The organism is Cupriavidus neocaledonicus, from assembly GCF_000372525.1.
GTDB classification, from domain to species: domain Bacteria; phylum Pseudomonadota; class Gammaproteobacteria; order Burkholderiales; family Burkholderiaceae; genus Cupriavidus; species Cupriavidus neocaledonicus.
On the sequence record NZ_AQUR01000103.1, the window covers coordinates 147,963 to 174,202 of the forward strand.

The following is a 26,240-nucleotide window of genomic DNA, read 5'->3' on the forward strand; positions in this document are numbered from 1 at the left end:
CCGGCTACCGGTGTGCGCCGCGCTGCGCGGCGCGCTTTGCCGCGGTATCTTCCATGCGCCAGTAGCGCCGCCGCGCCCGCAGCGCAAAGCGGGCGCGGTAATCCGACATCGACATGCCGGTGGCGCGCTGGAACAGCCGGCGGAACGCCGCGGCGTCGCTGTAGCCGCAGGCCTCGGCAATGGCATGGGTGCCGTGCAGCGTGACTTCCAGCAGCATGCGGGCACGCTCCACGCGCAGCGTGTGCAGGTAGTCCAGCGGCGTCATGCCGGTGACCTGGCCGAAATGCCGCAGCAGCGTGCGTTCGCTGACCGCCGCCGCCTGCGCCACCGCAGCCAGCCGGTAGGGCTCGGACACATGGTCGCGCAGCCACTGGATGGCGCGGTAGACCGGGCTGTCGGCGGTGCGGCCGAGCCAGCGTTGCGACACCAGCGCCGGCACGCTGCGCTGGCGCTCGGGCTGGAACAGCATCAGCCGCGACGCCGCCTGCGCCAGGTCAGGATCGTGCAGATGGCCCAGCACGCGCAGCATGAATTCCACCTGCAGCGCGGGCGCCACGCAGGAAAACACGTGGCCGTGCACGCTCATGGCCGCGTCGCTGGTCAGATCGCAATGCGGGTACTGGCGCGCCATCCAGCTCTGGAACATCCATGGCGCCCCCACGCTGGCGCCATCCAGCAAGCCCAGCTGCAGCGGCAGCACCATCCCCGACGCGCACGCGGCGATCCAGCCGCCGGCGCGCGCGTGGCGCTCCACCAGCCGCAGCGCCGCGGCATCGCGCAGCACCAGTTCGCCCAGTTCCGGCGCATTGCTGGCCAGCAGCGCGGGAATGACCAGCAGCGTGCGGCTGCCCGGCGCACGGGCGCGCCGCGTCGACGACACCAGCCCGGGCAGTTCGGTGGCCAGGGTGCGGCCGTTGGCACGGCACAGTTGCCAGCTCAGCGTGGGCGCGGCGCCAGGGCGCTGCAGGCTGGCTACGCCGGCGACCGTGCGCAGCACGTCGAGCGTGGTGAACAGGCTGCCGGGCATGGCTTGCGGCAGCCACAGCAGGCGCACGTGCAGCGGGACGTTCTGTGACGGGGGCGCGATGGCGACGGTGGGGGCTGGCATGCCTTGAGGCGCTTCGAATGGTTGCGGACGGGGGGCGCCGGGGCTCGTGGCGGGATCGGCATCCGGATTGGCGATATTGAACCTCCCCATAGTTGCTGGCAAGGACTAGCATCGTGCCGTTGTGTCGCGGCGAACGGCCATGCCCGCGGCACCACCAACAAGACCAAACCGAGGAGATTCCATGCCGTTTTCCGTTCGCCACGTTGCCATTGCCGCTGCCCTGACGCTTGCCGGAGCCGGCATGCCGGCCATTGCCGCGCAGCCCGATGCCGCGCTGCTGTCCGCCGCGCAGGCTGCGCAGCCCAGGGTCGTGCAGTCGCTCAAGGAGATGGTGTCGATCGAATCCGGCAGCGCCAATGCCAAGGGGCTGGCGCAGATGGCCAGCTACACCGAGAAGCGCCTGCAGGCGCTGGGCGCCAGGGTGGAGCGCCTGCCCGTGACCAAGGGCCCGGGCACCATGGTCAAGGCCACCTTCACCGGCACCGGCAAGCGCCGCGTCATGCTGATTGCCCACCTCGACACCGTGTACCCCGACAACACGCTCGCCACGCAGCCGATCCGCGAGGAGGGCAACCGGCTCTATGGCCCGGGCATCGCCGACGACAAGGGCGGCATCGCCGTGATCCTGCACTCGCTCGAGATCCTGAAGCAACAGGGCTGGCGCGACTACGCGCAGATCACGGTGCTGTTCAATCCCGACGAGGAGGTGGGCTCGGTCGGGTCGGCCGACACCATCGCCACGCTGGCGGCGCAGCATGACGTGGTGCTGTCGTGCGAGCCCACCGCGGCCAAGGACGTGGTCAAGGCCGAGGCACTGCTGCTGGGCGCCTCCGGCACCGCCACCGCCACCATGCAGGTCAAGGGTCGCGCCTCCCACGCCGGCGCCGCGCCCGAGCGCGGCCGCAATGCGCTGCTCGAACTGGCCCACCAGCTGCAGCAGACGCGCGACGCGGCCAGCCTGGTGCCCGGTTCGCAGCTGAACTGGACCCAGGCCCAGGCCGGCACGGTGCGCAACCAGATCCCCGAAAGCGCCGTGGCCTATGGCGACGTGCGCACCACGGCCGCCGGTGCCGCCGAAAAGCTGAAGGTGGCGCTGCAGGACAAGGTCAAGTCCAGCCAGCTGGTGCCCGACACCCACACCACGGTGACGATGGAAGAAGGCCGTCCGCCGTTCGTTGCCGACGCGCGCGGCCGTGCGCTCGCCAGGCGCGCGCAGGAAATCTATGCCGAGCTGGACGGCCGCACGCTGGCGCTGGCCGAAGGCACCGGCGGCGCCACCGACGCCAGCTACGCCGCCCGTTCGGGCAAGCCCGCGGTGGTGGAAAGCTTCGGCCTGGCCGGCTTCGGCTACCACGCGCGCGACGAATATATCGAACTGGATTCGATCGTGCCGCGCCTGTACCTGATGACCCGGATCCTGCAGGATATCGGCAGCAACTGAGCCGCCATCACCTTGCCCGCCCCCGGGCTTTCCCCCATCCCGGCAAAGGCCATCCACGGGCCTGCTACAGTGTCATGGCCGCCTGCCTGGCGGCCATGACAAAAGCGCTTTCGGGGAGACAGCAGATGAATCGCAAAGGCCTGGTCGACGCCGCCATGGCGCTGGAAGACCTGGCGGCCGGCCACACCCCCGCGCCCGCGCAGGTGGAGGCGGGCGCCGCCGCCCTGGAGAAGCTCCATGCCGATTTCCCGGCGTGGCGCGACGTGGGCGATGCACTGTTCGGCCTGAAGGCGCTGGCCGGCGGCAGCGGCATGGGGCTCGACGCCAAGGGGCGCCAGCGCGCCGGCCGGCTGGCCGACGTGGTGCGCAGCCTGATCGACCAGATCTGAGCGGTCGGACCTGAGTGGCCGGACCTGAGTGGCCGGACCTGAGTGGCCGGACCCGAGCGAGCGCGTGGCTACAGCATCGACTCGATCGGCAGGATCGACAGGAACCAGATGCCGAGACGGCGCCACCAGCTGGTGTTGGGCTCGGTATCGTGGCGGATCACTTCGTCGCCACGCCGTTCCAGCCAGTAGAGCTGGCCGGTCTGGTCCAGCTTGACCTGGTAGGCCGCTTGCGGGACCACGCTGGCGAAGGTGGATTCGATGCGGCCCGCCAGCGCGGGGCTGTCGATGATGAAGCCGAGTTCCGTGTTGAGCATGGCCGAGCGCGGATCAAAATTGAACGAGCCCACGAAGACCCGGCTGCCGTCGACCGCGAAGGTCTTGGCGTGCAGGCTGGAGCCCGAACTGCCGAAGGGGCCGGCGCGCTCTTCCTTCTTGCGCGGCTCGGCCGCGCGCCGCAACTCGTACAGGTCCACGCCGGCCTCGAGCAGGGCCTTGCGCCGCTTGGCATAACCGGAATGCACGGCGGCCACGTCGGTGGCCTCCAGCGCATTGGTCAGCACGCGTACCGCGACGCCGCGACTTGCCATGTCGGTGAAAAAGGCGGTGCCGCCGGTCGAGGGCACGAAATACGGCGAGACCAGGTCGAGCTCGCGTTGCGGCTCGCCCAGGATCTCGCGCAGCTGGTGCGCCACCAGGGTGCCGCGCGTGGCTTCGCCCAGCGCCTTGGCGGGATTGTCGCTGACCATGCGCGTGGTGGCCCACTGGAACTCCAGCGTGCCGTCCAGCATCCGCTGCACGTCGGGCAGTTCGCGCACCGCGGCCAGGTAGGCCGCCGCGGCCGGGTTGCGCTCGACCTCACGCGCGTGTCCGACCAGAGCCTGCAGGCGTTCCATGCTGACCGGCGGCAGCAGCCGGTCCACCGGGTAGGCCGAGGCACTGGACCAGTAGCGGTCGAAATCGTGCGCCACGTCGCCGGCCGCGGGGCCGACGGCAATCACGTCGAGGTCGGCGAACAGCACGCCGTCGCTGGCGCCGAAGTATTCGTCGCCGACATTGCGCCCGCCGATGATGGTGGCAACGCCGTCGGCGGTGAACGACTTGTTGTGCATGCGCCGGTTCAGGCGCCCGAAGTCCGTCAGGAAATTCAGTGCCTTGGGATGGCGGATCACGAACGGATTGAAGATGCGCACTTCGACCTGCGGGTGCGCGTCCATCGCGGCCAGCAGTTCGTCCATGCCGGCAATGCCGTTGTCGTCGAGCAGCAGGCGCACCCGTACGCCGCGTTCGGCGGCCTGATGCAGTGCCTCGAGCAGCAGCGTGCCAGTCAGGTCGTCGCGCCAGATGTAGTACTGCACGTCGAGCGTGCGCTGCGCGGTGCGGGCCAGCTGCACGCGCGCGGCAAAGGCGGCGTAGGCGTTCGGCAGCGGATGGATGCCGCTCAGTCCCGGGTGCCGGGCCAGTTCATCGGCCAGCGCCTGCCCCAGCGGCGTGGCCCGGCCCTCGGCCGGCGTCAGCGCCGAGGATTCGGTGCGGGGACTCAGCGGCGGCAGCGCGCAGCCGCCGAGCAGGGCGGCGCAGCACAGCATCAGCGAACTGGCGCGCAGGCGGCGGGGCGGGGCGAATGCGGTGTCTGTCGGCAAAGGCATCGGGCGTCCGGGCGGCCCGGTTGCGGGCCCGTGGTGTCGGCGATGCTGCCATGTTGCCATGCCGCGCCGCGGGCGTCGCGATTCGGGCCGGCCGGCGCGACTGTGCACTGCACCAGAGAGGCCCCGGCATGCGCCATGACGGCGCACCGCGCGGGCCGCCATGGGGCAAAACCGCCGTGTCGCGCGGGCACGGCGCTGGCCCGGAACCTGCGTAAGCGCTGGCAAGAGTAGAAGCGTTCACCAGCCGCGCGCCAGATCGATGCGCATGCGGGCTGGCCGGGAATTGCTCTTGAAGTCCGTGCCCCGCGCCGCTGCGCAGGCTGGCACCGTCGGCCTCAGGAGCGCGCTGTCCCGGCGCGCATTGTCGTTGGCGGCCATGCCTGGGCCGGCACGGGGCCAGTCCCTGACCCGCTTGCCACGAGGAATGCCATGACCCAGCCAGACCAGGCCTGTACCCTGGACGAACTCCACCGCGAATCGCGCATGGGCGCGTTCGGTTCCGAAACCCGCCGGCGCGAGATCCGCCGCATCGACCTGTCCGACTACGCGCGGCGCAAGCCGAAGATTGCCGACGCGCTGTGGCAGGCGTCGGTCGATGTCGGCTTCTTCCAGCTTGCCAACCACGGCATCGACCTGGACAGCGTGCGCCATGCCTTTGCCATGACCGAGCGCTTCTTTGCGCTGCCCGATGAAGTGAAGGCGCAATATCCGCTGCAGAAGGCCAACAACGCCGGCTGGGAAAGCCGCGCGCAGGTCCGGCCCTCCACCGGCACGCCGGACCAGAAAGAGTCCTACCAGATCACGCGCCCGCACATGGATAGCCTGTGGCCGGGCGATGACGAACTCGACGGCTTCCGCGACACCATGCTTGCCTTCGAGGCGCAATGCTGGGAAGTCGGCATGAAAGTGCTGTCATGCTTTGCCGACAAGCTGGGCTTCGCCAGCGACTTTTTCAGGCAGGCGCACGATCCGCGCGCGCCGGACTACCAGAGCACACTGCGGCTGCTGCACTACTACGCGATCCCGCCCGAGCGGCGCGACGGGCTGGGGCTGTGGCGCGCCGGCGCGCATACGGATTTCGACTGCCTGACGCTGCTGTTCCAGCGCCCCGGGCAGGGCGGCCTGCAGGTGTGCCCCGGCAAGGAGATGGCGGCGCAGGCATGGACCCCGATCGAGCCGGACGAAACCGTCATCACCTGCAATATCGGCGACATGCTGATGCGCTGGAGCGATGACCGACTGCCGTCGAACTTCCATCGGGTCCGCAATCCCGCGCCGGGCGAATACATGGGGCCGCGCTACAGCATGGCGTTCTTCTGCCAGGCCAACCGCGGTGCGACGATCGCAGGACCGGGCGGCAAGTACCCGCCGATCAGCGCGGGGGATTACCTGCGCCAGCGGGTCAATGCGAACTTCAAGGGGTATTGAAAGGAGCGCGGCAGCGCGGCGAGCCCGGACCCGCGTGGTCCAGGCCCGCCGCCCGCGCGGCGCTCAGGACGCGGCCACCACGCCGCAGGCAATGCGGCCGCCGGCGTTGCCGGTGGGTTGCGTCTTGTAGTCGTCCGGATCCTTGTGCACCACCACCGCGCGGCCGATCACGCTGTTGGCCCCGGTGCCCACCGATAGCGACGGCAGCAGCATGCTGACGCGCACGTTGCCGCTGGCATCGGCGGTGACGTTGTTCATGTCGCCGGCATGGTGGTCCGGCATGGTCATCTGCCCGTGGGGCTTGCCGGTCGGGTTGAAATGGCCGCCCGCGCTCATCGCGTCAGGCGCCGAACAGTCGCCCTTCTCGTGGACGTGGAAGCCGTGGACGGAATTGGGCGGCAGCCCGGTAATCGCCGCGGTCATCATCACGCCGCCCGGCTGCTGCTGGAAGGTGACGGTGCCCGCGGTGTTGGAGCCGCTCTTGGGCTGCAGCGTGGCCGACGCCCTGGCACCGGTGGTGGCGCCGGTGGCGGCGGGCTGGGCCGCCGACGACGAAGGCATGCCGGAGCCGGCGCAGCCGGCTAGTGCCACGGTTGCGGCAATGCACGCCGCCAGGGGGAGAAGCACTTGTTTCATCGGAATCCTCTTCTTGTCGTGATTTCGGAAGAAACAGTATAGGTCGGCGGCCGCTGAACCGATTTCCGGTTTTATCCTACATGGCGCCTGGCATGCGCGCCGATGCCGGACGCGCCAGCGCAGGCCAGCCACGCATTCACCTGTCAGGCCGCCACGGGCAGCGGCTGCTGTGCCGCACCAAAATGCGGATGACGCGAGAACAGCTCGGCGGCCCAGTTCACGAACACCCGCACCTTGGCCGACAGGTGCCGGTTCTGCGGGTACATCGCCGAGATCGGCAATTCATCGGTCTGCCAGTCGGCCAGGATTTCGACCAGCCGGCCGCTGGCCACATAGGGCTCGGCCATGGCGCGCGAGATGCGGGCGATGCCGTGGCCTTCCAGCGCGCAGCCGAGGTAGACATCGGCGTCATTGGTGGAAATGGCGGAGGGCAGCAGCACCTCGCCGCGCTCGGTGCCGCGCGCCAGCGGCCAGGGCATTTCCCGGCCGGTGCGGTTGGACAGGAAATTGACCGCCTTGTGCTGCGCCAGTTCGGCCAGGTCGCGCGGTGTGCCGTTGCGGTTCAGGTAGATCGGCGAGGCGTAGAACGCCAGTTGCACGTGGCCGATGCGGCGGGCCACCATGGCCTCGTCCAGCGGAATGCCGACGCGCAGCACCACGTCGACGCCTTCCTGCAGCAGGTCGATCGGCTTGCCGTTGATGGTCAGCTCCAGCTTCAGGTCCGGATAGGCCTGGAAAAATTCATGCAGGTGCGGCACCAGCACCAGTTGCGCCAGCCCGGCGGTGGTGTCGACCGACAGCGTGCCGCGCGGCGAATTATTCTGCCGCGTCAGCGATTGCTCGGCTTCCTCGACATCGGCCAGGATGCGCACGCACCGCTCGTAGTAGGCGGCGCCGTCGTTGGTCACGCTGATGCGGCGCGTGGTCCGGTGCAGCAGCTTCACGCCGAGGTGGGTCTCCAGGTTCTGGATCAGGCGGGTCAGCGTGGCCTTGGGCAGGTCCATCGACTCGGCGGCACGCGCAAAGCTGCCGACGTCGACGACCCGGGTGAATGCCTGCATTGATACGAGACGGTCCATGATGAGGTTCCGACGATAGATCCGAACGGCGCGCCGCCCGCGCTCGTGGCGCACGCGGCCTGTCTTGTTGTTGTGATGGGGAGTCTGCCGGCGGCTGGCACTGGATGCGCGCTGGCTGGGCGCGATGCCGGCATGGGTTCAGTCAGGCGTGCGGCGCCGCCAGAGTCCGACCCGCGGACCGGGCGCGCAACGGCCTGGCCAACCGCCGCGCGTGCCGAGATCGGGAGTGAATCACAAAATCCAAGACCTTGTCATGCGTGGGGATTTCGGTTTTCAGACGCATGACAGGGCGGTTTGCGATTATTCCAATCCCGGAACAGTGCATTGGCGATCTCTCGCTTTATCCCATCCTCGTCAATCACCATAATCCGTTGCATCGCAACACTCAAGCGCATTGTCCATGCCGTGCGCCGATGCCATGTCACAGAAGCCAGGCCAACGCTCCGCAGCCGCCAGCGCCGCCACTGCCCCCGCGGCAGCCGGGCCGGGACAGGCGCGCGTGGCCGAGCACACGGTGACCAGCGACGGCCGCGAGATCCTGGTGCGGGTGTGCTATCCGCCGGGCTACCCGGCACCGGGCATCGACAGCGCCGCGCTGTTGCCGTGGCTGGTGTACCTGCACGCCGGCGGCTTCGTCGACGGCGGCCTGGAGCACGCCTGCCACCTGGTGCAGGACCTGGCCACGACGGTGCCCGCGGTGGTGGTCACGCCGGCGTATTCGCTGGCGCCCGACCACCCGTTCCCGGCGGCGCCCGAGGACGCGCACAGCACGGTGCAATGGGTGTTGCGCAACGCCCGGCGCCTGAAGGTGGACAAGACCCGCTTTGCGCTGGTGGGCGAGGAAGCCGGCGGCAACCTGGCGATCGCGCTGGCGCAGATGCTGCGTGACCGCGGCACCGCCCAGCCGCGCGGTCAGTGGCTGATCCGCCCGGTGACCGATCCGTGCCTGCAGCATGCCTCCTGCGCGGGTTTTGGCGGCGGCACGGTGCCGATGGAAACGCTGCGCCGGCTGGCCGACAACTATCGCGACTACCTGCCGACGCCGGCCGATACGGTGCATCCGTATGCCGCCCCGGCGCTGGCCTCGCGCCTGGCCGGGCTGCCGCCCACGCTGGTGCAGGTGGCCGAACACGACGCGCTGCGTGCCGAAGGCGAAGCCTTCGCCGGGCGCCTGGGCAAGGCCGGTGTGCCGGCCCAAGCCATGATCATGCCCGGCGCCTGCGGCGACGGCGTGGAAGAGGCCCATGACAGCTGTCAGGCATGGGTCGACGAAGGGGCGCGGTTCCTGCGGCGATGTCTGGCCGTGGCCGACGCTACCTCACCTTGACTGAACGCTGCGCTGGCGCCAACGCCAGCCGGCCTGGAGCCAAGCCCGCCGGCTGAGCCGCTCCAGACAACCGCCAGCCGGCTCTGTTTCGGCCAGAGCCAGGACCGCAGCGCGCGCCGTGATGCGCGCGGTCCCAAGTCCGACCATCAGTTTGACCATGGTTCCGATCCGCCCGCGCGGACCGGCAGGCGGCGTTCGGCCATTTGCTTTTCCGGTTGAAGAAAACCCGATCCAGGAGTTTGAGAAATGCAGCAGCAGAAGCGACGTACCCTGATTGCCCTCGCCATCGTCGTGGTGCTCGGTGCCGGCGTGGCCGGTTCGGTCCTGCGCCCTTGGCACAGCGGCGAAGCCCACGCCAACACGCCGCCGCCGGCGCCGGCCATCGAGGTGGCCGCCGTGGTCGGGCAGACCATCACCGAGTGGGATGAATTCTCCGGCCGCCTCGAAGCGGTGGACCGGGTCGAAATCCGCCCGCGCGTGGGCGGCACCATCGACGCCGTGCACTTCCGCGAAGGCGCGCTGGTGAAGAAGGGCGATCCGCTCTTCACCATCGACCCGCGGCCTTATGCCGCGGAGGTGGCACGCGCCGAGGCCGCGCTGGCCGCGGCGCAGGTGCGCGCGGCGCACGCCAAGAGCGAGGGCGAGCGCGCCCAGCGCCTGCTGGACGACAACGCGATCTCGCGGCGCGAGTTCGACGAGCGCATCCACGCCGCGCGCGAAACCGGCGCCAACGTGCGCGCGGCGCAGGCGCAGCTGGAAACCGCGCGCCTGAACCTGGCCTACACCCGCATTACCGCGCCGGTGTCCGGCCGCGTGTCGCGCGCCGAGATCACGGTGGGCAACCTGGTGGCGCCCGGCGTGGCCACGCCGCCGCTGACCACGGTGGTGTCGGTGTCGCCGATCTACGCCAGCTTCGAGATCGACGAGCAGAGCTACCTGCGCTACACCGCTCCCGGTGCCGGCGGCGGGCAGGCCAACCTGCCGGTCTTCCTGGGCCTGGCCAACGAAGACGGCCATCCGCACCAGGGCAAGATCCAGTCGGTCGACAACCGGCTCGACACCCGCAGCGGCACCATCCGTGTACGCGCGGTGTTCGACAACGACGACGGCCGCCTGCTGCCGGGCCTGTACGCCAAGGTCAAGATGGGCGGTGGCGCGCCGCATGCGGCGGTGCTGGTCAACGACCGTGCGGTTGGCACCGACCAGGGCAAGAAGTTCGTGCTGGTGGTCGACAAGGCCAACAAGCTGGTCTACCGCGAAGTCGAGCTCGGGCCCAACTATGAAGGCCTGCGCGTGATCCGCAAGGGGCTGAAGCCGGGCGAGAACATCGTCGTCAATGGCCTGCAGCGCGTGCGGCCGGGCGACACGGTGCAGCCCAAGACGGTGGCCATGGCCTACCGCAGCGAACTGGAACCGCGCCCGGCAGCGCCTGACCGCAAGCAGGCCGCGAGCGAGAAGGGCGAGGGTGAGGCAAAGCCGGTGAGTTGAGCGCAGCAGAGCTTGAGGCGGTTTGCTCCCCTCTCCCGCTTGCGGGAGAGGGGCAGGGGATGAGGGCAGGAGCGTCAAAGGCTGAGGCCAGTGGGTTAAAACAGTTGGCTTCGTTTGTTGTGGTTCCTTGTTAGACCCCCCTCACCCCGGCCCTCTCCCCATGAGGGGAGAGGGAGAACACCTTGCCTAGGCTAGTTCGGGCGGCTTTGGCGCACCCAAAACCGTCGGCCTTGCCAGCGCCCTAGTTTGTATTGCTCCCAAAGCAGTTGATGGTGCCCGCCACGAGCGGGCCGCCAGGGGAGCGCTTTTAGCAGAGACCAACATGAATCTCTCAAAATTCTTTATCGACCGCCCCATCTTCGCGGGGGTGCTGTCGGTGCTGATCTTCCTGATCGGCGCCATCTCGATGTTTAAGCTGCCGATCTCGGAGTACCCGGAAGTGGTGCCGCCGTCGGTGGTGGTGCGCGCGCAGTATCCGGGCGCCAACCCCAAGGTGATCGCCGAGACCGTGGCGTCGCCGCTGGAAGAGCAGATCAATGGCGTCGAGGACATGCTCTACATGTCCTCGCAGTCCAACAGCGACGGCCTGCTTACCCTGACCGTGACCTTCAAGCTGGGCACCGACCCGGACAAGGCGCAGCAGCTGGTGCAGAACCGCGTCTCGCAGGCCGAGCCGCGGCTGCCCGAAGACGTGCGGCGGCTTGGCATCACCACGGTCAAGAGCTCGCCGGACCTGACCATGGTGGTCCACCTGGTCTCGCCCAACGACCGCTATGACATGACCTACCTGCGTAACTACGCGGTGATCAACGTCAAGGACCGGCTGGCGCGGCTGCAGGGCGTGGGCCAGGTGCAGCTGTTTGGCTCGGGCGACTACGCCATGCGCGTGTGGCTCAACCCGGAAAAGATGGCCGAGCGCCAGCTTGCCACGGGCGACGTGATCAAGGCCATCCGCGAGCAGAACGTGCAGGTGGCGGCCGGCGTGATCGGCCAGTCGCCGTCGCTGCCGGGCGCCGACCTGCAGCTGTCGGTCAATGCGCAGGGCCGCCTGAGCACGGTGGAAGAGTTCGGCGATATCGTCGTGCGCACCTCCGCCGACGGCGCCGTGACCTACCTGAAGGATGTCGCCCGGATCGAGCTGGGCGCGTCGGAATACGCGTTGCGCTCGCTGCTGGACAACAAGCCGGCGGTGGCGATCCCCATCTTCCAGGCGCCCGGTTCCAACGCCATCCAGATCTCGGATGACGTGCGCAAGACCATGGAAGAGCTGAAGCAGAACTTCCCCGACGGCATCGACTACAGCATCGTCTATGACCCGACGCAGTTCGTGCGCCACTCGATCGAGGCGGTCACGCACACGCTGTTCGAGGCGATCGCGCTGGTGGTGCTGGTGGTGATCCTGTTCCTGCAGACCTGGCGTGCGTCGATCATCCCGCTGCTGGCGGTGCCGGTGTCGATCGTCGGTACCTTCGGGCTGATGCATCTGTTCGGCTTTTCGATCAATGCGCTGTCGCTGTTCGGGCTCGTGCTGGCAATCGGTATCGTGGTCGATGACGCGATCGTGGTGGTGGAGAACGTCGAGCGCAACATCGAGGAGGGGCTGACGCCGAAGGAGGCCACCTACAAGGCCATGCGCGAAGTCAGCGGCCCCATCATCGCCATCGCGCTGACGCTGATCGCGGTGTTCGTGCCGCTGGCCTTCATGACCGGCCTGACCGGCCAGTTCTACAAGCAGTTCGCGCTGACCATCTCGATCTCGACCATCATCTCGGCGTTCAACTCGCTGACGCTGTCGCCGGCGCTGTCGGCGCTGCTGCTCAAGAGCCACGACGCGCCCAAGGACTGGCTGTCGCGCTGGATGGACCGCGTCTTCGGCGGCTTCTTCAAGCGCTTCAACAAGTTCTTCGGCCGCAGCGCCGAGAGCTACGGCCGCGGCGTGAAGGGCGTGATCCGCCGCAAGGGTTCGGTGTTCGGCGTGTACGCGGTGATGCTGGCGCTGACCTGGGGCGTGTTCCAGCTGGTGCCCAAGGGCTTCGTGCCGGCGCAGGACAAGCAATACCTGGTGGGCTTTGCCAAGCTGCCTGACGGCGCCACGCTGGACCGCACCGAAGACGTGATCCGCAAGATGAGCGACATCGCGCTCAAGCATCCGGGCGTGGAATCGGCGGTGGCCTTCCCTGGCCTGTCGATCAACGGCTTCACCAACAGCCCGAGCGCCGGCATCGTGTTCGCCACGCTCAAGCCGTTCGAGGAGCGCAAGAGCGCCGAGCTGGGCGGCGCGGCCATCGCCGCCGAGCTGAACCAGAAGTACGCGGCGATCCAGGACGCCTTCATCGCGGTGTTCCCGCCGCCGCCCGTGCAGGGCCTGGGCACCATCGGCGGCTTCAAGCTGATGATCGAGGACCGTGCCGCGCTGGGCTATGACGCGCTGTTCGAGGCCACCAACGCGTTCGCCAACAAGGCGCGCGCCACGCCCGAGCTGACCGGCATCTTCAGCAACTACCAGGTCAACGTGCCGCAGCTCGACGTCAGGCTGGACCGCGTCAAGGCCAAGCAGCTGGGCGTGCCGGTGACGGATGTGTTCGACACGCTGCAGACCTACCTGGGCTCGGCGTACGTCAATGACTTCAACAAGTTCGGCCGGACCTACCAGGTCAAGGTGCAGGCCGACGCGCCGTTCCGCGCCCATGCCGAGGACATCCTGCAGCTGAAGACGCGCAATGCCGCCGGCGACATGGTGCCGCTGTCGTCGCTGGTGCAGGTCAAGCAGGGCTTCGGTCCGGACAGCGTGGTGCGCTACAACGGCTTTACCGCCGCCGACATGAACGGCGGGCCCGCGCCTGGGTTCTCGTCGGGCCAGGCACAGGCCGCCGCCGAGCGCATCGCCGCGGAAACGCTGCCCAAGGGCATCAAGTTCGAATGGACCGAGCTGACCTACCAGGACATCCTGGCCGGCAATGCCGGGATCTGGATCTTCCCGCTGTGCGTGCTGCTGGTATTCCTGGTGCTGGCTGCCCAGTACGAGAGCCTGACGCTGCCGCTGGCGGTGATCCTGATCGTGCCGATGAGCCTGCTGGCGGCGATGACAGGGGTGTGGCTGACGCAGGGCGACAACAACATCTTCACGCAGATCGGCTTCATCGTGCTGGTGGGCTTGTCAGCGAAGAACGCGATCCTGATCGTCGAGTTTGCGCGCGAGCTGGAGCATCACGGCCGCACCGTGGTGCAGGCGGCGATCGAGGCCAGCCGCCTGCGCCTGCGCCCGATCCTGATGACGTCGTTCGCGTTCATCATGGGCGTGGTGCCGCTGGTGGTCTCCACCGGCGCCGGCGCCGAGATGCGCCATGCGATGGGCGTGGCGGTGTTCGCCGGCATGCTTGGCGTGACCTTCTTCGGGCTGTTCCTGACGCCGGTGTTCTATGTGGCGCTGCGGCTGCTGGCGACGCGCGGCCAGCGCCGCGCGCAGCCGGCGCAGGTAGAGCACCAGGCCGTGGCTTCGGCTGAATAAACGCATGTTTGCTCCCTTCTCCCACTGGGAGAGGGAGCGATCTCGGCGGGTGGAATCCGCCAGAGCGCAGAACAATCAAGGAATGAACATGATTGCCCAGATCTCAAGGCAGTTGCCCCGAATCGCCACGCTGGCCGCCGCACTGGTGCTGGCCGGCTGCTCGCTGGCGCCGACGTACAAGGTGCCGGAGACGGCCACCGTGCCGGCCTTCAAGGAAGCCGAGGCGGCCCAGGCCGAAGGCGCGCAATGGAAGACCGCGACGCCGGCCGAGGGCCAGCACCGCGGCGAATGGTGGAAGATCTTCGGCGACGCCGAACTCGACCGCCTGATCGCAGCGGCGGGCGAATCCAACCAGGACCTCGCCATCGCCGCGGCCCGCCTGAAGCAGGCGCGTGCCTTCACCGGCGCCACCGAGGCGGACCTTTATCCGCAGTTGAGCGTGGGGCTGGACCCGACCCGCTCGCAGCCGTCGGCGGCCTCGCAAGGCCTGCCCGACGGCACCCGCGTGCCGCCGCAGACGGTGCTGAAGGCACGTGCCTTCGCCAGCTATGAGCTGGACCTGTTCGGCCGCGTCGCGTCCAGCGTCAACGCCGCCCGCGCCGAAGGCGAGGCCGCGGAAGACCTGTACCGCTCGGTGCAGCTGGCGCTGCAGGCCGACGTGGCGCAGGCGTATTTCGCGCTGCGCACGCTGGACAGCGAGCGCGAGCTGCTCAACGCCACCATCAGGCTGCGCGAGGATGCGCTGTCGCTGCTGAAGAAGCGCTATGACGCCGGGGAAACCACCGACCTCGACCCCGCCCGCGCCGAAGCGGAACTGGGCACCGCGCGCGCGGACCTGGCCGGCATCGAGCGTCGCCGCGCCAACCAGGAGCATGCGCTGGCGGTGCTGACCGGCGTTCCGCCGGCGGCGTTCGCGCTGCCGTCCAGGCCGTTCGATGCCGCGCCGGTGGCGATCCCGGCCGGGCTGCCGTCGGAGCTGCTGGAGCGGCGTCCGGATATCGCCGCGGCCGAGCGCCAGATGGCCGCGGCCAACGCGCGCATCGGCGTGGCCAAGGCGGCGTTTTTCCCGCGCATCACGCTGACCGGGCTGTTCGGCTTTGAATCGGCCGACCTGTCCAACCTGTTCAAGTGGTCATCGCGCACCTGGATGCTCGGGCCGCTGATCGGCTCCAGCATCGCGCAGACCGTGTTCGACGGGGGCCGCAACAGCGCCAACCTGGCCGGCGCCCGCGCCGCGCATGAGGAAACGGTGGCCAGCTACCGCCAGACCGTGCTGGTGGCGTTCCGCGAGGTGGAGGACAGCCTCGCGGACGTGCGCTGGCTCAGCCAGCAGGCCGGCGCGCTGGACAGCGCGCTCGGCGGCGCGAAGCGGGCGGCGCGGATTTCGCGCAGCCGCTACGACGCGGGCGCGGTCGACTACCTGACGGTGATCGACGCCGACCGCACCGTGCTGCAGTCGCAGCGCGAGGCCAACCAGGTTGCCGGACTGCGCGCGGCCGCCACCGTTTCGCTGGTGCGGCGCCTGGGCGGGGGCTGGGGACCGCTGCCGGCATCCGTGGCGGCGGCGCCTGCGGCCGACGGCGCCGCCGCTCCGGTGGCGCGCTGAGCCACGCATGGGACTGGCGCGATGCCGGGCAGTCACTACACTGTAAGCATCGCGCCATGCGTATGGGATGCACGGGTGCGCCCCGGTTGCATCCGGTCCCGCCGCCATGCTTGTCCGACACAGGAAACTGCTCTGGGGTTTTGTCTTCGCCGCGGTCACGGTGGGCGCGCTGCTGGCGCCGCTGCCCGGGCTGGACCGCACCGCCATCCATGACGAGGTAGTGATCGCCCGTCCGCTGGCGCTGGTCTTCGATTTTGTCGCGACCCCGCGGCACTGGCCCGCCTGGCATCCGGCCTCGCTCGGCGTGGCGGGCGCCACTGACCATCCGCTGGAGCGCGGCGAGCGCGTCGCCGAAACGTTCATGCTGGCGCGGCGCGGCGGCGTGGTGGTCTGGACGGTGATCGAAAGCCAGCGGCCGCGCACGTGGTCGATCGAGGGCGTGGCCGCCGGACGCCGCGTCGGCACCATCACCTACCGGCTGACGCCCGCCATCACCCCCTCGCTGACCCCGGCGGCCGAAGGCACGCGCTTCGAGCGCGAATTCCACTACCGCTCGCCGACGCTGCTGTTCGCGCTGATCAACCGCCTGATGCTGCGCGACCAGTTGCAGGCCGAGTCCACCGAAGCGGTGCGCCGGCTCAAGGCGCTGCTCGAGGCCGAGCCGCCGCCATCGCAGCGCGGCGCCTTGCGCGCGGCACCGATCCGGCCTAAGTTGGAGCCATTGCGCATTGCCTCCAGGGAGGCCCGTATGCCGTTCCAGCTGCAATCGACCGCATTTGCCCCGGGCGGCGCGATCCCGGCGCAGCACACCTGCGAGGGCGCCGATATCTCTCCGCCGCTGGCCTGGAGCGGCCTGCCGCCCGGCACGGCAAGCCTGGCGCTGATCGTCGACGACCCGGACGCGCCCGACCCTGCCGCGCCGAAGATGACGTGGGTCCACTGGGTGCTCTACAACCTGCCGGCCGACGCCGCCGCGCTCCCCGCCGACATCGCCAGGACCGGCTTGCCCGCCGGCACGCGCCAGGGGCTCAACGACTGGCACCGCACGGGCTACGGCGGCCCGTGTCCGCCGGTCGGCCGGCACCGCTATGTCTTCAAGCTCTATGCGCTGGATGTGGCGCTGCCGGACATCGGCAAGCCGGACAAGGCCGCCCTGGAGCGATCGATGCAAGGCCATGTGCTGGCCAAGGCGGAACTGATCGGCACTTACCAGAAGGCACGCCCGTAGGCGGCGCGCGCGGGGCTCGGCCAGCCCTTGCGTTTGTCGATATTGCACAATACCGGCTTTGCAGATCTTGCATCGACCGGAGATACCGCATGGCAAAGCAGGGCGCACTGGGCCTCAGGAGCATTGCGTTGTTCGAGGCCGCCAAGGGGCTGCTGGTGATCGTGGCCGGGCTGGGCCTTGCCGCACTGCTGCATCGCGATGCCCAGGCACTGGCCGAAGCCATCATCCAGCGCTGGCATGTCAATCCGGCCAGCCGCTATCCCACCATCTTCCTGTCGCTGCTCGAGCATCCCGACAATGCACGCCTGTGGGCCATCGGCGGATCCGCCGCGGCCTATGCGCTGCTGCGCTTTGCCGAGGCCTACGGGCTTTGGCGCGGGCTGGCGTGGGGCAACTGGCTCGGCGTGTGGTCGGGCGGCATCTATATTCCGCTGGAACTGTACGAAGCGCTGGTCCACCCCAGCTGGCTGCATGGCGCGCTGGCCGCTGCCAACCTGCTGGTGGTGCTCTACCTGGTGCGCGGGCTGCTGGCGAAGTCGACCACCAAAGGGTCGTGATCGGAAGAGCGGTACGGGCCGGGCGCATAGAAGCCAGGCGCGCCGCCGGAGCCTCGGGTCGGGGCATAGGCGAAGGCTGCGGGCTCGTCGGCATTGATATGCCAGGCTTGCACGGCCACCACATGCGCCGCGGCCAAGGGGTCGGCGAGCACATGGTCCAGGTAGCCGGCCTGCGCCGCGTAGACGTAGCTGTAGGCGTGCGGGCCGGCAAAGCGCGCCACCAGGTCGGAGTAGCCGCGTCGTGCCAGCAGGCGTATCGGGTCTTCCATCGCGTAGCTGTTCAGGTCGCCGATCACCAGCACGCCGGCGTCGGCGATGCCGGTCGGCGCGGTGCCGAGCCAGCGCGCAAGGGTGTCGGCGGCCTGCACGCGCGCGGGATTCCAGCAGCCCTGGCCGTCGCGCTGGTCGGCTTGCGCGCCGGCGGCCTCGACGCAGTTCTTGGACTTGAAATGGTTGACCACCACCGTCACCGGCGCGCCACTCACCGCGGCACGGAAGGTGGCCGCGAGCGGCTGGGGGCTGCGCTCGCCAAGCCATGTGGTGGCCACCCGGCCGGCGGGAAGCGCGCTGCGGGCGTTATAGAGCAGCCCGACCGCGATGGCATCTGTGCCGAGCGCGGGGGTGCCGGGATCGGCGACGCGCCAGTCCGGCCCCAGCATCGCGGCCAACTGGCGGATCGCGCCGGTCGGGCCATAGCCATTGTTCTGGACTTCCATCAGGCCGATCACGTCGGCGTCCAGGCCGCGTAGCGCGGCCACAAGCTTGGCCTGTTGCCGTGCCAGCGCTGCAGTGTCCGGCGCACCGCGATTGTCAGGGGCATCCAGGCCTCCGCCGTGGCCATCGCCATTGAAATAGTTCTGCAGGTTGAAGGCCGCCACGCGCAGCGCGGTGGCGGGATGCCGCGGGGGCGCCACAGGGCGCGGGTTGGCGTGCTGGTAGACCGGTGCGCCGGCACCGCGTACCGGCTGCAGCCGCCATTGTCCGTGGCGTCGCTCCAGCACGCCCTGCACGCCGGTAATGGTATCGCCGGCGCGTACCGGATGGTCCGGCGACAGGCGCGGGGGCGGGTAGGGCACCACGGCGGGAAACTGCCGCGTCGAGCCATCGTCGAGCAACAAGCGGTTGCGGGCATTGGCCACGGCGGCCTGCTGCGCAGCCGGCCCCGGCAGGGCCTGTTGCGTGGGCGCGATGGGGCGCCCGTGGCTCAGCGCCAACGTGCCATACCGGCCGAGCTCGTGGACATCGCTGACGGTCAGTGTCTGCGGCAGCCGCACCAGCATGCCCTCCAGCGCGGCCAGGTCGGATTCGCCGGCAAGCGGCAGCGTCAGCGTTTGCGGCGTGACGGACAGCCCCCGGGCGCAGACGACGGGGGGCGAGCCTGACAGCACCAGTTGCGTTTGTCCGAATTTTTCTTCGATCTTTCCGGACACGCGCACCATGTCGCCGACATCGGCACGCGCGCGCGGTGCGTAGACAAAGAGCCCTTCCGAAAGGCCCGGCCGATGCACGCGTTGCGCGTCCGCGGTCTGCAGGAAAAAGCCGCGCAGGCCGCCGTCGCCGCTGAAGTCCGCCGTGACAATGGCCTGTATTTCGATCATGCGTCCCGCCAGCGCCGCGACCTGGGCCGGGCTGCGGACGTCGGCAAGCGCGGTTGCCGGGCTGCCGCATGGCTGCATTGCAGCATCCGCGCCGGACGGCAATCCCATCAGGCAGGCCAGGTACAGGGCGGGCAGCGCAGTGCTGGATTCAGGCAAGGGCAAACGCATGGCGGTTTCGGCAGGTCGAGGCGAGGTGGACGATGCTAACCCCCGCTTGTAACGGAATGCTTGCCGTGGGCATGTGACGTCGCGATCGTGCTAAGGTAGTAGAGACCCGCCGGTACCCGACCGGCGCCGGCAACCACTTCATCGCCACGACGACATGATCAAGGAAATCGCGCAAATCACCATCAAGCCCGGCATGGACAAGCAGTTCGAGCAAGGCGTGAGCCAGGCCACGCCGCTGTTTCTGCGCTCGCACGGCTGCCACGGGGTGCAGTTGTTCCGTTCGATCGAGCAGCCGGAACAGTACACGCTGGTGGTTGACTGGGAAACCGTCGACGACCACATGGTCCTGTTCCGCGAATCACCCGAGTTCCAGCAATGGCGCGGCCTGGTGGCGGAAACCTTTGCCGCGCCGCCCAACGTGCACCACGTGTCCAAGGTCCTGTAAGCCGCGCCATGAACACCCGGCCCGAACGCCCCCGCCATTTCTCGATGCTGCGCGAATTGCAGCTGGCCGATGTCTTTACGCTGGGCAACGCGGCCTGCGGCATGGGGTCGGTGTTCTTCGCGATGTTCTTCGTCGCGGACCAGCGAATGGCGCATTTCTATACGGCCGCGGCGCTGGCGCCGCTGGCCTTTATCTTCGACGTGCTGGACGGTCGCATCGCGCGCTGGCGCCATGCGCATTCGGCACTGGGGCGCGAGCTGGATTCTTTGGCCGACGTGATCTCGTTCGGCGTCGGCCCCGCCACGCTGGCCTTTGCCGCCGGCATGCGCGGCGGCTGGGACCTGGCGGTGCTGATTTACTTTGTCTGCTGCGGCGTCAGCCGGCTGGCGCGCTTCAACGTCACCGCCGAATCGCTGGCGGCCGGCAGCGACAGCGGCAAGGTGGCGTACTTCGAAGGCACGCCCATCCCCACCAGCGTGCTGCTGACCGCCGTGCTGGCGTGGTGCGCCTCGCAGGGACTGCTGGGTGCCGAACTGCCTGGCGGTGCGTGGGTGCTTGGTCCCGCCGTGCTGCATCCGCTGGTGCTGCTGTTCGCGCTGTCGGGCACGCTGATGGTCAGCAAGACCTTGCGTATCCCGAAATTCTGAGTGGCCGGCGCGCATGGCGCCGGCGATCTCTCGTTTTCGTTCCCTCTCTGCCAGCTCTGAGGCGAACAGCGCCTTGCGCCCTGGTCAGGCGCGCGCCGCCTCCGGGGCCACCCCCGCACGCTGGCGGCTGACCATCAGCGCCATCAGCGCCGCGACCAGGCAGGCCGCCCCCGCCGCGTACAGCGCCGGCGTATAAGTCAGCAGCAGCGTGCGGCTCAGGCCCGCGCCGAACGCCGCCACCGCCGCGCCGATCTGGTGCGCAGCGAAAATCCAGCCGAACACCATCGGCGCGCGCTCGCGCCCGAACGCCGTGGCCGCCAGCTTGACCGTCGGCGGCACGGTCGCGATCCAGTCGAGGCCGTAGAACATCGCAAAGATCGACAGCCCGTACAGCGTGAAGGTGGAATGCGGCAGCCAGAACAGCGACAGGCCGCGCAGCGCGTAGTACCAGAACAGCAGCTTGCGGCTGTCGTAGCGGTCGGAGAGCCAGCCCGACAGGATGGTGCCGACAAAATCGAATGCGCCCATCATGGCCAGCGCCGACGCCGCCGGCACCGGGCCCATGCCGAAGTCGCCGCACAGTGCGATGAAGTGCGTCTGGATCAAACCGTTGGTACTCAGGCCGCAGATGAAGAAGGTGCCAGCCAGCACCCAGAATGCCTGGTTACGCGCCGCGTCGCGCAGCACGCTGAACGGACCGCTCAGCGTGAACGGCGTAGCAGCCTGGGGTGCGGGCGGCACGGCCGCGCTGGCCGGCACTTCGCCGAACGCCGCCAGGCCCACATCGGCGGGCCGGCTGCGCATCAGCCCGAATACCAGCAGCGCCAGCGCCGCGCACGCAACCAGCACCGGCAGCACGGCTACGCGCCAGCCCATATGCTCGATCAGCCAGGCCGCCACCGGCAGGAATGCCAGCTGCCCGGTGGCGGCGCTGGCCGTCAGGATGCCCATCACCAGGCCGCGCCGTGCGCTGAACCAGCGATTGGCAACAATCGCCGCCAGCACCAGCGCCGTCAGCCCCGAGCCGACGCCCAGCATCAGACCCCATGCCACAAAGAGCTGCCACAGCTCGGTCGACACCGTGGCCAGCGCCATGCCGCCGGCAATCAGCGCCAGCGCGGCGCAGACCACGTTGCGCACGCCGAAGCGATCCATCAGCAGCGCCGAAAACGGCGCCATCAGCCCGAACAGCGCAAAGCGGAACGCCAGGATCGACGAGATCTGGTCGGTGTTCCAGCCCATCTCCCGGCTCAGTGGCTGCAGGAAGGCCCCGGGCAGGCCAAGCGCGGCCGAGGTGGTGAGCATGACCAGGAAGGTCAGGGCGGCGATCAGCCACGCGTAGTGGATGCCGCGCCGGTCGAGCCGGCGGGAAAGGGCTTGCGCGAACATGGGGCTCTCGTGGTCTCGGATTCGATGTGGGTCGGAAAGGACAAAGGCAGGGCATCCCGCTGCGTTCGGCCGCGGGTTGTCGGTCAATCTTCAGGAAAAAAGCTTGGTACTACGCGGGGCCGTCCAGGAGGTGGCTTCGCACCGCGTTCAGCATCTCGTCGGAAAGCGGATCGCCTTCGGTGGCGCGTGCGAGCGTGAGGGCGCCGACCAGCAACGCCATGCGCACCAGCGCCTGGTCGTGGCGTTGCTGCGGATCGTCGGACGCCACGGTCTGCGCCATGTCATCGATCATGGTTCGCAGCCCTTCCGCATAGGCCTGGCGCACCGGTTTGCCGGCGGGCTCGCGGGCGACATCGACCGCCAGCGCGGCGGCCGCGCAGCCGACGCCTGGGTTGGCGCAATGCGCGGCGGTCAGGTAGGGCTCGACCAGGTTGGCGAGCATGGCCTTGCGGTCGCCGCCGGCGCGCGCGAGGCGGCGCTCCCAGCGCGCGGTCGATTCCTCGAAGGCGCGCTTGCAGGCCTGCGCCGCGAGCGCATCCTTCGAGGCAAAGTGGCCGTAGAAGCCGCCATGGGTCAGGCCGGCGCCGGCCATCAGTTCCGCCACGCTGACCCCGTTCAGGCCGCGCTCGCGGAACAGCCGCGACGACGCTTGTTCGATCGCCTCGCGATTCTTGTCGGTTTGCTCGCGTGATGCGCGTGCCATTTGCAGACCTCGCTGGGAAGTGGACTTTCGCCAAGCTTAGATGATGCGCATCATTTATTCAATAGATGTTGAGCATCATCTAATCTGTCTTGTTCGAAGGTAATGTGCATACATATGAATGCGTCTTCAGCAAGGTGAAGGGTTTTCCCGTATCGTCTTGCCTGATGATCGCCCGGCCTGCAGTGCACCTTCGCACCGCCGAAACCGGCCTGGCGGCAACCGGTAAAGACAGTGTCCAGCACAGCCCCTCTCCAGACCGCCTCCGCGGCGGACGCCATGACCTCGCGCGAGCGGCGCGGCATGGCCGCCATCCTGATGGCCGTCGCGCTTGCCACCCTCGACACCGCCATCGCCAATACGGCGTTGCCATCGATCGCAGCGGACCTGCGCGCCACCCCGGCGGCATCGGTGTGGGTGATCAACGCCTACCAGCTGGCGATGGTGGCAACGCTGCTGCCGTTCGCGGCGCTGGGCGGCGTGGTTGGCCACCGGCGCATCTACCTGGGCGGCGTGCTGCTGTTCACGGCCGCATCGGTGGTGTGCGCGCTGGCGTGGTCGCTGCCGACGCTGGCGGCGGCGCGGGTACTGCAGGGCATCGGCGCGGCGGCCATCATGAGCGTTAACACGGCGCTGATCAGCGCGATCTTTCCCACGCACCGGCTGGGCCGCGGGCTGGGGCTGAATGCGCTGGTGGTCGGGGTTTCGTTCGCGGTGGGGCCGACGGTCGCGTCGGTGATCCTGTCGTTCGGCACATGGCCGTGGCTGTTCGCCGTCAACCTGCCGATCGGCCTGCTGGCGCTGGCGATCGGGCGCGGTTCGCTGCCGCAGACCGCACGCAGCACGCATGGTTTCGATCGCGTGGCAGCGGTGCTCAGCGTGATCGCCTTTGCCGCGCTGGTCCTCGCGCTCGGCGAGGGCGGGCAGCGCGCGCCGCTGCACTTGTCGCTGGCCGCGGCCGGCGTCTTCGTGGTGGCGTTCGGGCTGCTGCTGTGGCGCGAGCGCGGCCATCCGGCGCCGATGCTGCCGGTGGACCTGTTCCGGCGGCCGATGTTCGCGCTGTCGACGCTGACCGCGGTGTGTTCGTTCGCGGCGCAGGGCCTGGCCTTTGTGTCGCTGCCGTTCTATTTCCAGCACGTGCTGGGGCGAGGGCAGGTGGAAACCGGCTTCCTGCTGACGCCATGGTCCGTGGTGGTGGCGCTGATCGGGCCGCTGGCCGGGCGCCTGTCCGACCGCTATCCGCCGGCCGTGCTCGGCGGCGTGGGCCTGGCCGTGCTCAGTGCCGGCATGCTGTCGCTGGCGCTGCTGCCGGCCAACCCCAGCACGCTTGATATCGGCATCCGCATGTGCCTGTGCGGCGCCGGGTTTGGCTTCTTCCAGTCGCCCAATCTCAAGGCCTTGATGACGAGCGCCCCGCGCGAGCGCAGTGGCGGCGCCAGCGGCGTCGTGGCGACGGCCCGGCTGCTGGGGCAGGCCACGGGGGCGGCACTGGTGGCATTGTGCTTCGGCATCGGCGGCGACCACGGGCCGGGTCTGGCGCTGGCGTTGGGCGCGGCGTTTGCCGGCGCCGGTGCCGTGGCCAGTTGGATGCGGCTGGCCGCTGACACGCCACGATCATAGCGGCGGAGGCCGCCGTTCGCTCCTTCAGTTCAGGCGCGTGATCCGGTTCGGTGTGCCGGGACTGACAGGGGATTTCGCCCTGAAATAAGCTTCGAAGACATCGATATCCACGGGGCCAGCCTGCTGGTTCGTGCCCTGCTTCAGTACCGTGAAATTGTCGCCGCCGGAGGCCATGAAGTTGTTCACCGTGACTCGGTAGATCTTGGCCGGGTCGATGGCGATGCCGTTGAGCCGCAGCGATGCCGGGTCGACGCGATTGCCCTGTCCCGCGGCCGCGCCTGCCGGCTTGCTCGCGTACCAGGTATAGCTAAAGCCGCTGGAAACCTGCAGCACGCGACCGCCCGCGGGTTGCGGCGCTTCCCATTGCTGTTCCAGCAGGCGCAGGATCTGCGCGCCGGTCAGGTCCATCGTCACCATGCTGTTGCCGAAAGGCATGACGGCATAGAGCTGCCCGAACGTGGTCTGGCCATTGGTGGCGGCGTCGTACGTCAGGTTCTGGCGCAGCCCGCCCGGATTGGTGAAGGCGATCACCGCCGGCCCGAACGACGCATCCGACGTGCCGGCCAGGTAGGCGTCCGCCACCAGGTCGCCCAGTGCCGATTCGCCCGCAGCAGTCTGGGTGCGATCGATGCTCGCGGTGATGGCGCCCACCACCGCGTTCTTGATCGGCGCGGTCAGTTCCACGTAGCGGCTGACCATCGCGTCGACCGCGCTGTCCTTCGGCAGCGCCGTATAGCCGGCAGGCAGCGGGATCGGCTTGCCCTGGCTGTCCTTGATCACCAGATCGTTGACCGCCACGCGGTTGTTCGCCAGCTTGGAGGAGACCCGGCGCGTGGCCGGATCGATGGTGATATCGATTTCCGTGGCCAGCCGGCCATAGAAGCCCGTCTGCGTCAGCAGCTTGCCATCCGGTCGGGTGCAGACATATTCCTGATGGGTGTGGCCGCTGACCACGATATCCACGGCGGGATCGAGCTTGTCGACGATCGACACGATGGCGCCGTTCAGTCCCGGGCAGCTCTTGTCATTCACCGTGCCCGCCGTGGTCGATCCGCCTTCATGCAGCAACACCACGATCGCATTGACGTTCTGCTGGCGCAGTTCCGGAATCAGCCTGTTGACCGTATCCGCCTCGGACTCGAACGTCAGGCCCGCCGTGCCCGCGGGCGTCACCACAGACGGCGTGTCCTTCAGCGTCATGCCGATAAACGCCACCCTGGCCCAGTCGAAGGTCTTCATCTGGTATGCCGGCAGCAGCGGCTTGCCGGTCGCCTGGTCGATGACATTGGCGGCCAGGTATTTGAACTTCGCCCCGGCGTAGGCGCCGTTGGTCATGCACGTATCCACGCCGACAATGCCGCGCCGGCCGTCTGCTGACCGCGGAAAGCAGCCCCCGTTCTGCAGCCGCAGCAGCTCATCGCGGCCCTTGTCGAACTCGTGATTGCCCACCGACGAGATCTCCAGCCCCATCTGGCCCAGCACATCGATGGCCGGCTCCTCATGGAACGCCCCGGAAACCAGCGGCGAAGCGCCGACCATGTCGCCGGCAGCCACCACCACGTTGTTCGGATTCTTCGCCTTCAGGGTCTGGATCAGCGCGGCCAGGTACGCGGCACCGCCCGCCGATACCCGGGTACCAGCCGGGTTGGCGGCATCCTGCACCACCACGCTACCGCCCGGCGCTTCCAGGTTGCCGTGGAAATCATTAAGACCGATGATCTTGACCGATACCGGAGCATCTGCGACCGGAGCGGGGCTTGACGGCGCCGAACCGCCCTCATCATTCCCGGAACCGCAGGCGGCAACGATGCCTGCAAGAGCGAGCGCACCCAGGCTCGCGACGAGATACCGTTTGCGTGTCATGTGGCCAATCCTTTGGGAAGCGGCTGCAGGCAGCCACTCTGCACCGAACTGCCGCCAGCCGTGGCGCAGGCAAGCCGGCATGCCATGGCGGCCTGCCAGGAATACATGCATGACGACGCCGACGAATACCGTTCCTGCATCGACGCCGTCGCCCGCGAGATTCCGCGCGGCCGCAAGGATACGACGGCGCGGTTGCTCGGGCATTACTACTATGCGTGGGTCGGGGCCAATAGTTCGGCGCGTTTGTCGTTGCCGGGGGCCAAGGCGGCGGCGCGGGTTTATTTGCGGGAGTTTCGGGCCTTGCAGCGCAAGCTGGGGGTGGATGACAAGACGCTGTGCAAGGCGGTGGAGGGGGATTGTGGGCAGAGG

The 26,240-nt window shown here is 68.8% G+C and carries 20 protein-coding genes and 1 pseudogene; 13 read left to right on the forward strand and 8 right to left on the reverse strand.

Going from position 1 to position 26,240, the window contains the following annotated elements; all coding sequences use genetic code 11:
- Positions 1-4 precede the first annotated feature (4 nt).
- A complete protein-coding gene (locus tag A3AG_RS0121985) occupies positions 5-1,108 on the reverse strand; it encodes a GlxA family transcriptional regulator (RefSeq protein WP_026164389.1) in 1,104 nt (367 codons plus the stop codon).
- A gap of 181 nt (positions 1,109-1,289) precedes the next feature.
- Between A3AG_RS0121985 and A3AG_RS0121990 the strand changes: the two genes are divergently transcribed.
- Positions 1,290-2,549: a M20/M25/M40 family metallo-hydrolase gene (locus A3AG_RS0121990; RefSeq protein ID WP_018007512.1), complete on the forward strand. Its 1,260-nt coding sequence runs from the start codon at positions 1,290-1,292 to the stop codon at positions 2,547-2,549.
- Positions 2,550-2,674: 125 nt separating this feature from the next.
- A complete protein-coding gene (locus A3AG_RS0121995) occupies positions 2,675-2,938 on the forward strand; it encodes a hypothetical protein (RefSeq protein ID WP_018007513.1) in 264 nt (87 codons plus the stop codon).
- Between the two features lie 68 nt (positions 2,939-3,006).
- Here A3AG_RS0121995 and A3AG_RS0122000 read toward each other — a convergent pair whose 3' ends face one another.
- Positions 3,007-4,584, reverse strand: a complete 1,578-nt coding sequence (locus tag A3AG_RS0122000; RefSeq protein WP_018007514.1) for a phospholipase D family protein — start codon at positions 4,582-4,584, stop codon at positions 3,007-3,009.
- Between the two features lie 429 nt (positions 4,585-5,013).
- On the opposite strand from A3AG_RS0122000, the gene A3AG_RS0122010 reads away from it, so the two are divergent.
- Positions 5,014-6,012, forward strand: coding sequence for an isopenicillin N synthase family dioxygenase (locus A3AG_RS0122010; RefSeq protein WP_018007516.1), 999 nt, complete (start codon positions 5,014-5,016; stop codon positions 6,010-6,012).
- A gap of 63 nt (positions 6,013-6,075) precedes the next feature.
- Here the strand turns inward: A3AG_RS0122010 and A3AG_RS0122015 are convergent, their stop codons facing one another.
- The gene (locus A3AG_RS0122015) at positions 6,076-6,648 is read right to left on the reverse strand and encodes a superoxide dismutase family protein (RefSeq protein WP_018007517.1); all 573 of its coding nucleotides are present in this window, start codon (positions 6,646-6,648) and stop codon (positions 6,076-6,078) included.
- 143 nt (positions 6,649-6,791) lie between these two features.
- Positions 6,792-7,727 carry a LysR family transcriptional regulator gene (locus A3AG_RS0122020; RefSeq protein WP_026164390.1) on the reverse strand — a complete coding sequence of 312 codons (936 nt, stop codon included), beginning with the start codon at positions 7,725-7,727 and terminating at the stop codon, positions 6,792-6,794.
- A 418-nt stretch (positions 7,728-8,145) separates the two neighbouring features.
- On the opposite strand from A3AG_RS0122020, the gene A3AG_RS0122025 reads away from it, so the two are divergent.
- The 7 genes and pseudogenes from A3AG_RS0122025 (at position 8,146) to A3AG_RS0122055 (ending at position 17,441) form a co-directional block, all read left to right on the forward strand.
- A complete protein-coding gene (locus A3AG_RS0122025) occupies positions 8,146-9,054 on the forward strand; it encodes an alpha/beta hydrolase (RefSeq protein WP_026164391.1) in 909 nt (302 codons plus the stop codon).
- A gap of 246 nt (positions 9,055-9,300) precedes the next feature.
- Positions 9,301-10,542, forward strand: coding sequence for an efflux RND transporter periplasmic adaptor subunit (locus A3AG_RS0122030; RefSeq protein WP_018007518.1), 1,242 nt, complete (start codon positions 9,301-9,303; stop codon positions 10,540-10,542).
- A gap of 322 nt (positions 10,543-10,864) precedes the next feature.
- Positions 10,865-14,050, forward strand: coding sequence for an efflux RND transporter permease subunit (locus A3AG_RS0122035; RefSeq protein WP_018007519.1), 3,186 nt, complete (start codon positions 10,865-10,867; stop codon positions 14,048-14,050).
- Positions 14,051-14,138: 88 nt separating this feature from the next.
- A complete protein-coding gene (locus A3AG_RS0122040; RefSeq protein ID WP_115678623.1) occupies positions 14,139-15,656 on the forward strand; it encodes an efflux transporter outer membrane subunit in 1,518 nt (505 codons plus the stop codon).
- Between the two features lie 106 nt (positions 15,657-15,762).
- A pseudogene (locus A3AG_RS34760) lies at positions 15,763-16,299 on the forward strand (SRPBCC family protein); the annotation flags it as partial.
- A 105-nt stretch (positions 16,300-16,404) separates the two neighbouring features.
- Positions 16,405-16,884 carry a YbhB/YbcL family Raf kinase inhibitor-like protein gene (locus A3AG_RS34765; protein WP_026164406.1) on the forward strand — a complete coding sequence of 160 codons (480 nt, stop codon included), beginning with the start codon at positions 16,405-16,407 and terminating at the stop codon, positions 16,882-16,884.
- A gap of 89 nt (positions 16,885-16,973) precedes the next feature.
- Positions 16,974-17,441 (forward strand): DUF2127 domain-containing protein, encoded by a 468-nt coding sequence (locus A3AG_RS0122055; protein WP_018007522.1) that lies wholly within the window; start codon positions 16,974-16,976, stop codon positions 17,439-17,441.
- Here A3AG_RS0122055 and A3AG_RS0122060 read toward each other — a convergent pair.
- On the reverse strand, positions 17,393-19,207 hold the full coding sequence (locus tag A3AG_RS0122060) for an ExeM/NucH family extracellular endonuclease (protein ID WP_020384474.1): 1,815 nt from the start codon (positions 19,205-19,207) through the stop codon (positions 17,393-17,395). The genes A3AG_RS0122055 and A3AG_RS0122060 overlap by 49 nt on opposite strands.
- 154 nt (positions 19,208-19,361) lie before the next feature.
- Here A3AG_RS0122060 and A3AG_RS0122065 point away from each other — a divergent pair, with 154 nt between their 5' ends.
- On the forward strand, positions 19,362-19,652 hold the full coding sequence (locus tag A3AG_RS0122065) for an antibiotic biosynthesis monooxygenase family protein (protein ID WP_026164392.1): 291 nt from the start codon (positions 19,362-19,364) through the stop codon (positions 19,650-19,652).
- 8 nt (positions 19,653-19,660) lie between these two features.
- On the forward strand, positions 19,661-20,299 hold the full coding sequence (locus A3AG_RS0122070) for a CDP-alcohol phosphatidyltransferase family protein (RefSeq protein ID WP_018007524.1): 639 nt from the start codon (positions 19,661-19,663) through the stop codon (positions 20,297-20,299).
- A gap of 84 nt (positions 20,300-20,383) precedes the next feature.
- On the opposite strand, the gene A3AG_RS0122075 is transcribed toward A3AG_RS0122070, so the two are convergent.
- Both A3AG_RS0122075 and A3AG_RS0122080 read right to left on the reverse strand, forming a co-directional pair.
- Positions 20,384-21,688 carry an MFS transporter gene (locus tag A3AG_RS0122075; RefSeq protein WP_018007525.1) on the reverse strand — a complete coding sequence of 435 codons (1,305 nt, stop codon included), beginning with the start codon at positions 21,686-21,688 and terminating at the stop codon, positions 20,384-20,386.
- A 109-nt stretch (positions 21,689-21,797) separates the two neighbouring features.
- Positions 21,798-22,391 carry a TetR/AcrR family transcriptional regulator gene (locus A3AG_RS0122080; RefSeq protein ID WP_018007526.1) on the reverse strand — a complete coding sequence of 198 codons (594 nt, stop codon included), beginning with the start codon at positions 22,389-22,391 and terminating at the stop codon, positions 21,798-21,800.
- A 276-nt stretch (positions 22,392-22,667) separates the two neighbouring features.
- Here A3AG_RS0122080 and A3AG_RS0122085 point away from each other — a divergent pair, with 276 nt between their 5' ends.
- On the forward strand, positions 22,668-24,008 hold the full coding sequence (locus tag A3AG_RS0122085) for an MFS transporter (RefSeq protein WP_018007527.1): 1,341 nt from the start codon (positions 22,668-22,670) through the stop codon (positions 24,006-24,008).
- A gap of 24 nt (positions 24,009-24,032) precedes the next feature.
- Here A3AG_RS0122085 and A3AG_RS0122090 read toward each other — a convergent pair whose 3' ends face one another.
- Positions 24,033-26,075 (reverse strand): bifunctional metallophosphatase/5'-nucleotidase, encoded by a 2,043-nt coding sequence (locus A3AG_RS0122090; RefSeq protein ID WP_240619925.1) that lies wholly within the window; start codon positions 26,073-26,075, stop codon positions 24,033-24,035.
- Positions 26,076-26,240 lie beyond the last annotated feature (165 nt).

What these genes read in the sequence shown, in the direction of transcription:
- A3AG_RS0121985 (WP_026164389.1), bottom strand. Translation starts at nt 1,108, where the DNA reads ATGCCAGCCCCCACCGTCGCCATCGCGCCCCCGTCACAGAACGTCCCG.
- A3AG_RS0121990 (WP_018007512.1), top strand. Translation starts at nt 1,290, where the DNA reads ATGCCGTTTTCCGTTCGCCACGTTGCCATTGCCGCTGCCCTGACGCTT.
- A3AG_RS0121995 (WP_018007513.1), top strand. Translation starts at nt 2,675, where the DNA reads ATGAATCGCAAAGGCCTGGTCGACGCCGCCATGGCGCTGGAAGACCTG.
- A3AG_RS0122000 (WP_018007514.1), bottom strand. Translation starts at nt 4,584, where the DNA reads ATGCCTTTGCCGACAGACACCGCATTCGCCCCGCCCCGCCGCCTGCGC.
- A3AG_RS0122010 (WP_018007516.1), top strand. Translation starts at nt 5,014, where the DNA reads ATGACCCAGCCAGACCAGGCCTGTACCCTGGACGAACTCCACCGCGAA.
- A3AG_RS0122015 (WP_018007517.1), bottom strand. Translation starts at nt 6,648, where the DNA reads ATGAAACAAGTGCTTCTCCCCCTGGCGGCGTGCATTGCCGCAACCGTG.
- A3AG_RS0122020 (WP_026164390.1), bottom strand. Translation starts at nt 7,727, where the DNA reads ATGGACCGTCTCGTATCAATGCAGGCATTCACCCGGGTCGTCGACGTC.
- A3AG_RS0122025 (WP_026164391.1), top strand. Translation starts at nt 8,146, where the DNA reads ATGTCACAGAAGCCAGGCCAACGCTCCGCAGCCGCCAGCGCCGCCACT.
- A3AG_RS0122030 (WP_018007518.1), top strand. Translation starts at nt 9,301, where the DNA reads ATGCAGCAGCAGAAGCGACGTACCCTGATTGCCCTCGCCATCGTCGTG.
- A3AG_RS0122035 (WP_018007519.1), top strand. Translation starts at nt 10,865, where the DNA reads ATGAATCTCTCAAAATTCTTTATCGACCGCCCCATCTTCGCGGGGGTG.
- A3AG_RS0122040 (WP_115678623.1), top strand. Translation starts at nt 14,139, where the DNA reads ATGATTGCCCAGATCTCAAGGCAGTTGCCCCGAATCGCCACGCTGGCC.
- A3AG_RS34765 (WP_026164406.1), top strand. Translation starts at nt 16,405, where the DNA reads ATGCCGTTCCAGCTGCAATCGACCGCATTTGCCCCGGGCGGCGCGATC.
- A3AG_RS0122055 (WP_018007522.1), top strand. Translation starts at nt 16,974, where the DNA reads ATGGCAAAGCAGGGCGCACTGGGCCTCAGGAGCATTGCGTTGTTCGAG.
- A3AG_RS0122060 (WP_020384474.1), bottom strand. Translation starts at nt 19,207, where the DNA reads ATGCGTTTGCCCTTGCCTGAATCCAGCACTGCGCTGCCCGCCCTGTAC.
- A3AG_RS0122065 (WP_026164392.1), top strand. Translation starts at nt 19,362, where the DNA reads ATGATCAAGGAAATCGCGCAAATCACCATCAAGCCCGGCATGGACAAG.
- A3AG_RS0122070 (WP_018007524.1), top strand. Translation starts at nt 19,661, where the DNA reads ATGAACACCCGGCCCGAACGCCCCCGCCATTTCTCGATGCTGCGCGAA.
- A3AG_RS0122075 (WP_018007525.1), bottom strand. Translation starts at nt 21,688, where the DNA reads ATGTTCGCGCAAGCCCTTTCCCGCCGGCTCGACCGGCGCGGCATCCAC.
- A3AG_RS0122080 (WP_018007526.1), bottom strand. Translation starts at nt 22,391, where the DNA reads ATGGCACGCGCATCACGCGAGCAAACCGACAAGAATCGCGAGGCGATC.
- A3AG_RS0122085 (WP_018007527.1), top strand. Translation starts at nt 22,668, where the DNA reads ATGACCTCGCGCGAGCGGCGCGGCATGGCCGCCATCCTGATGGCCGTC.
- A3AG_RS0122090 (WP_240619925.1), bottom strand. Translation starts at nt 26,075, where the DNA reads ATGCCCGAGCAACCGCGCCGTCGTATCCTTGCGGCCGCGCGGAATCTC.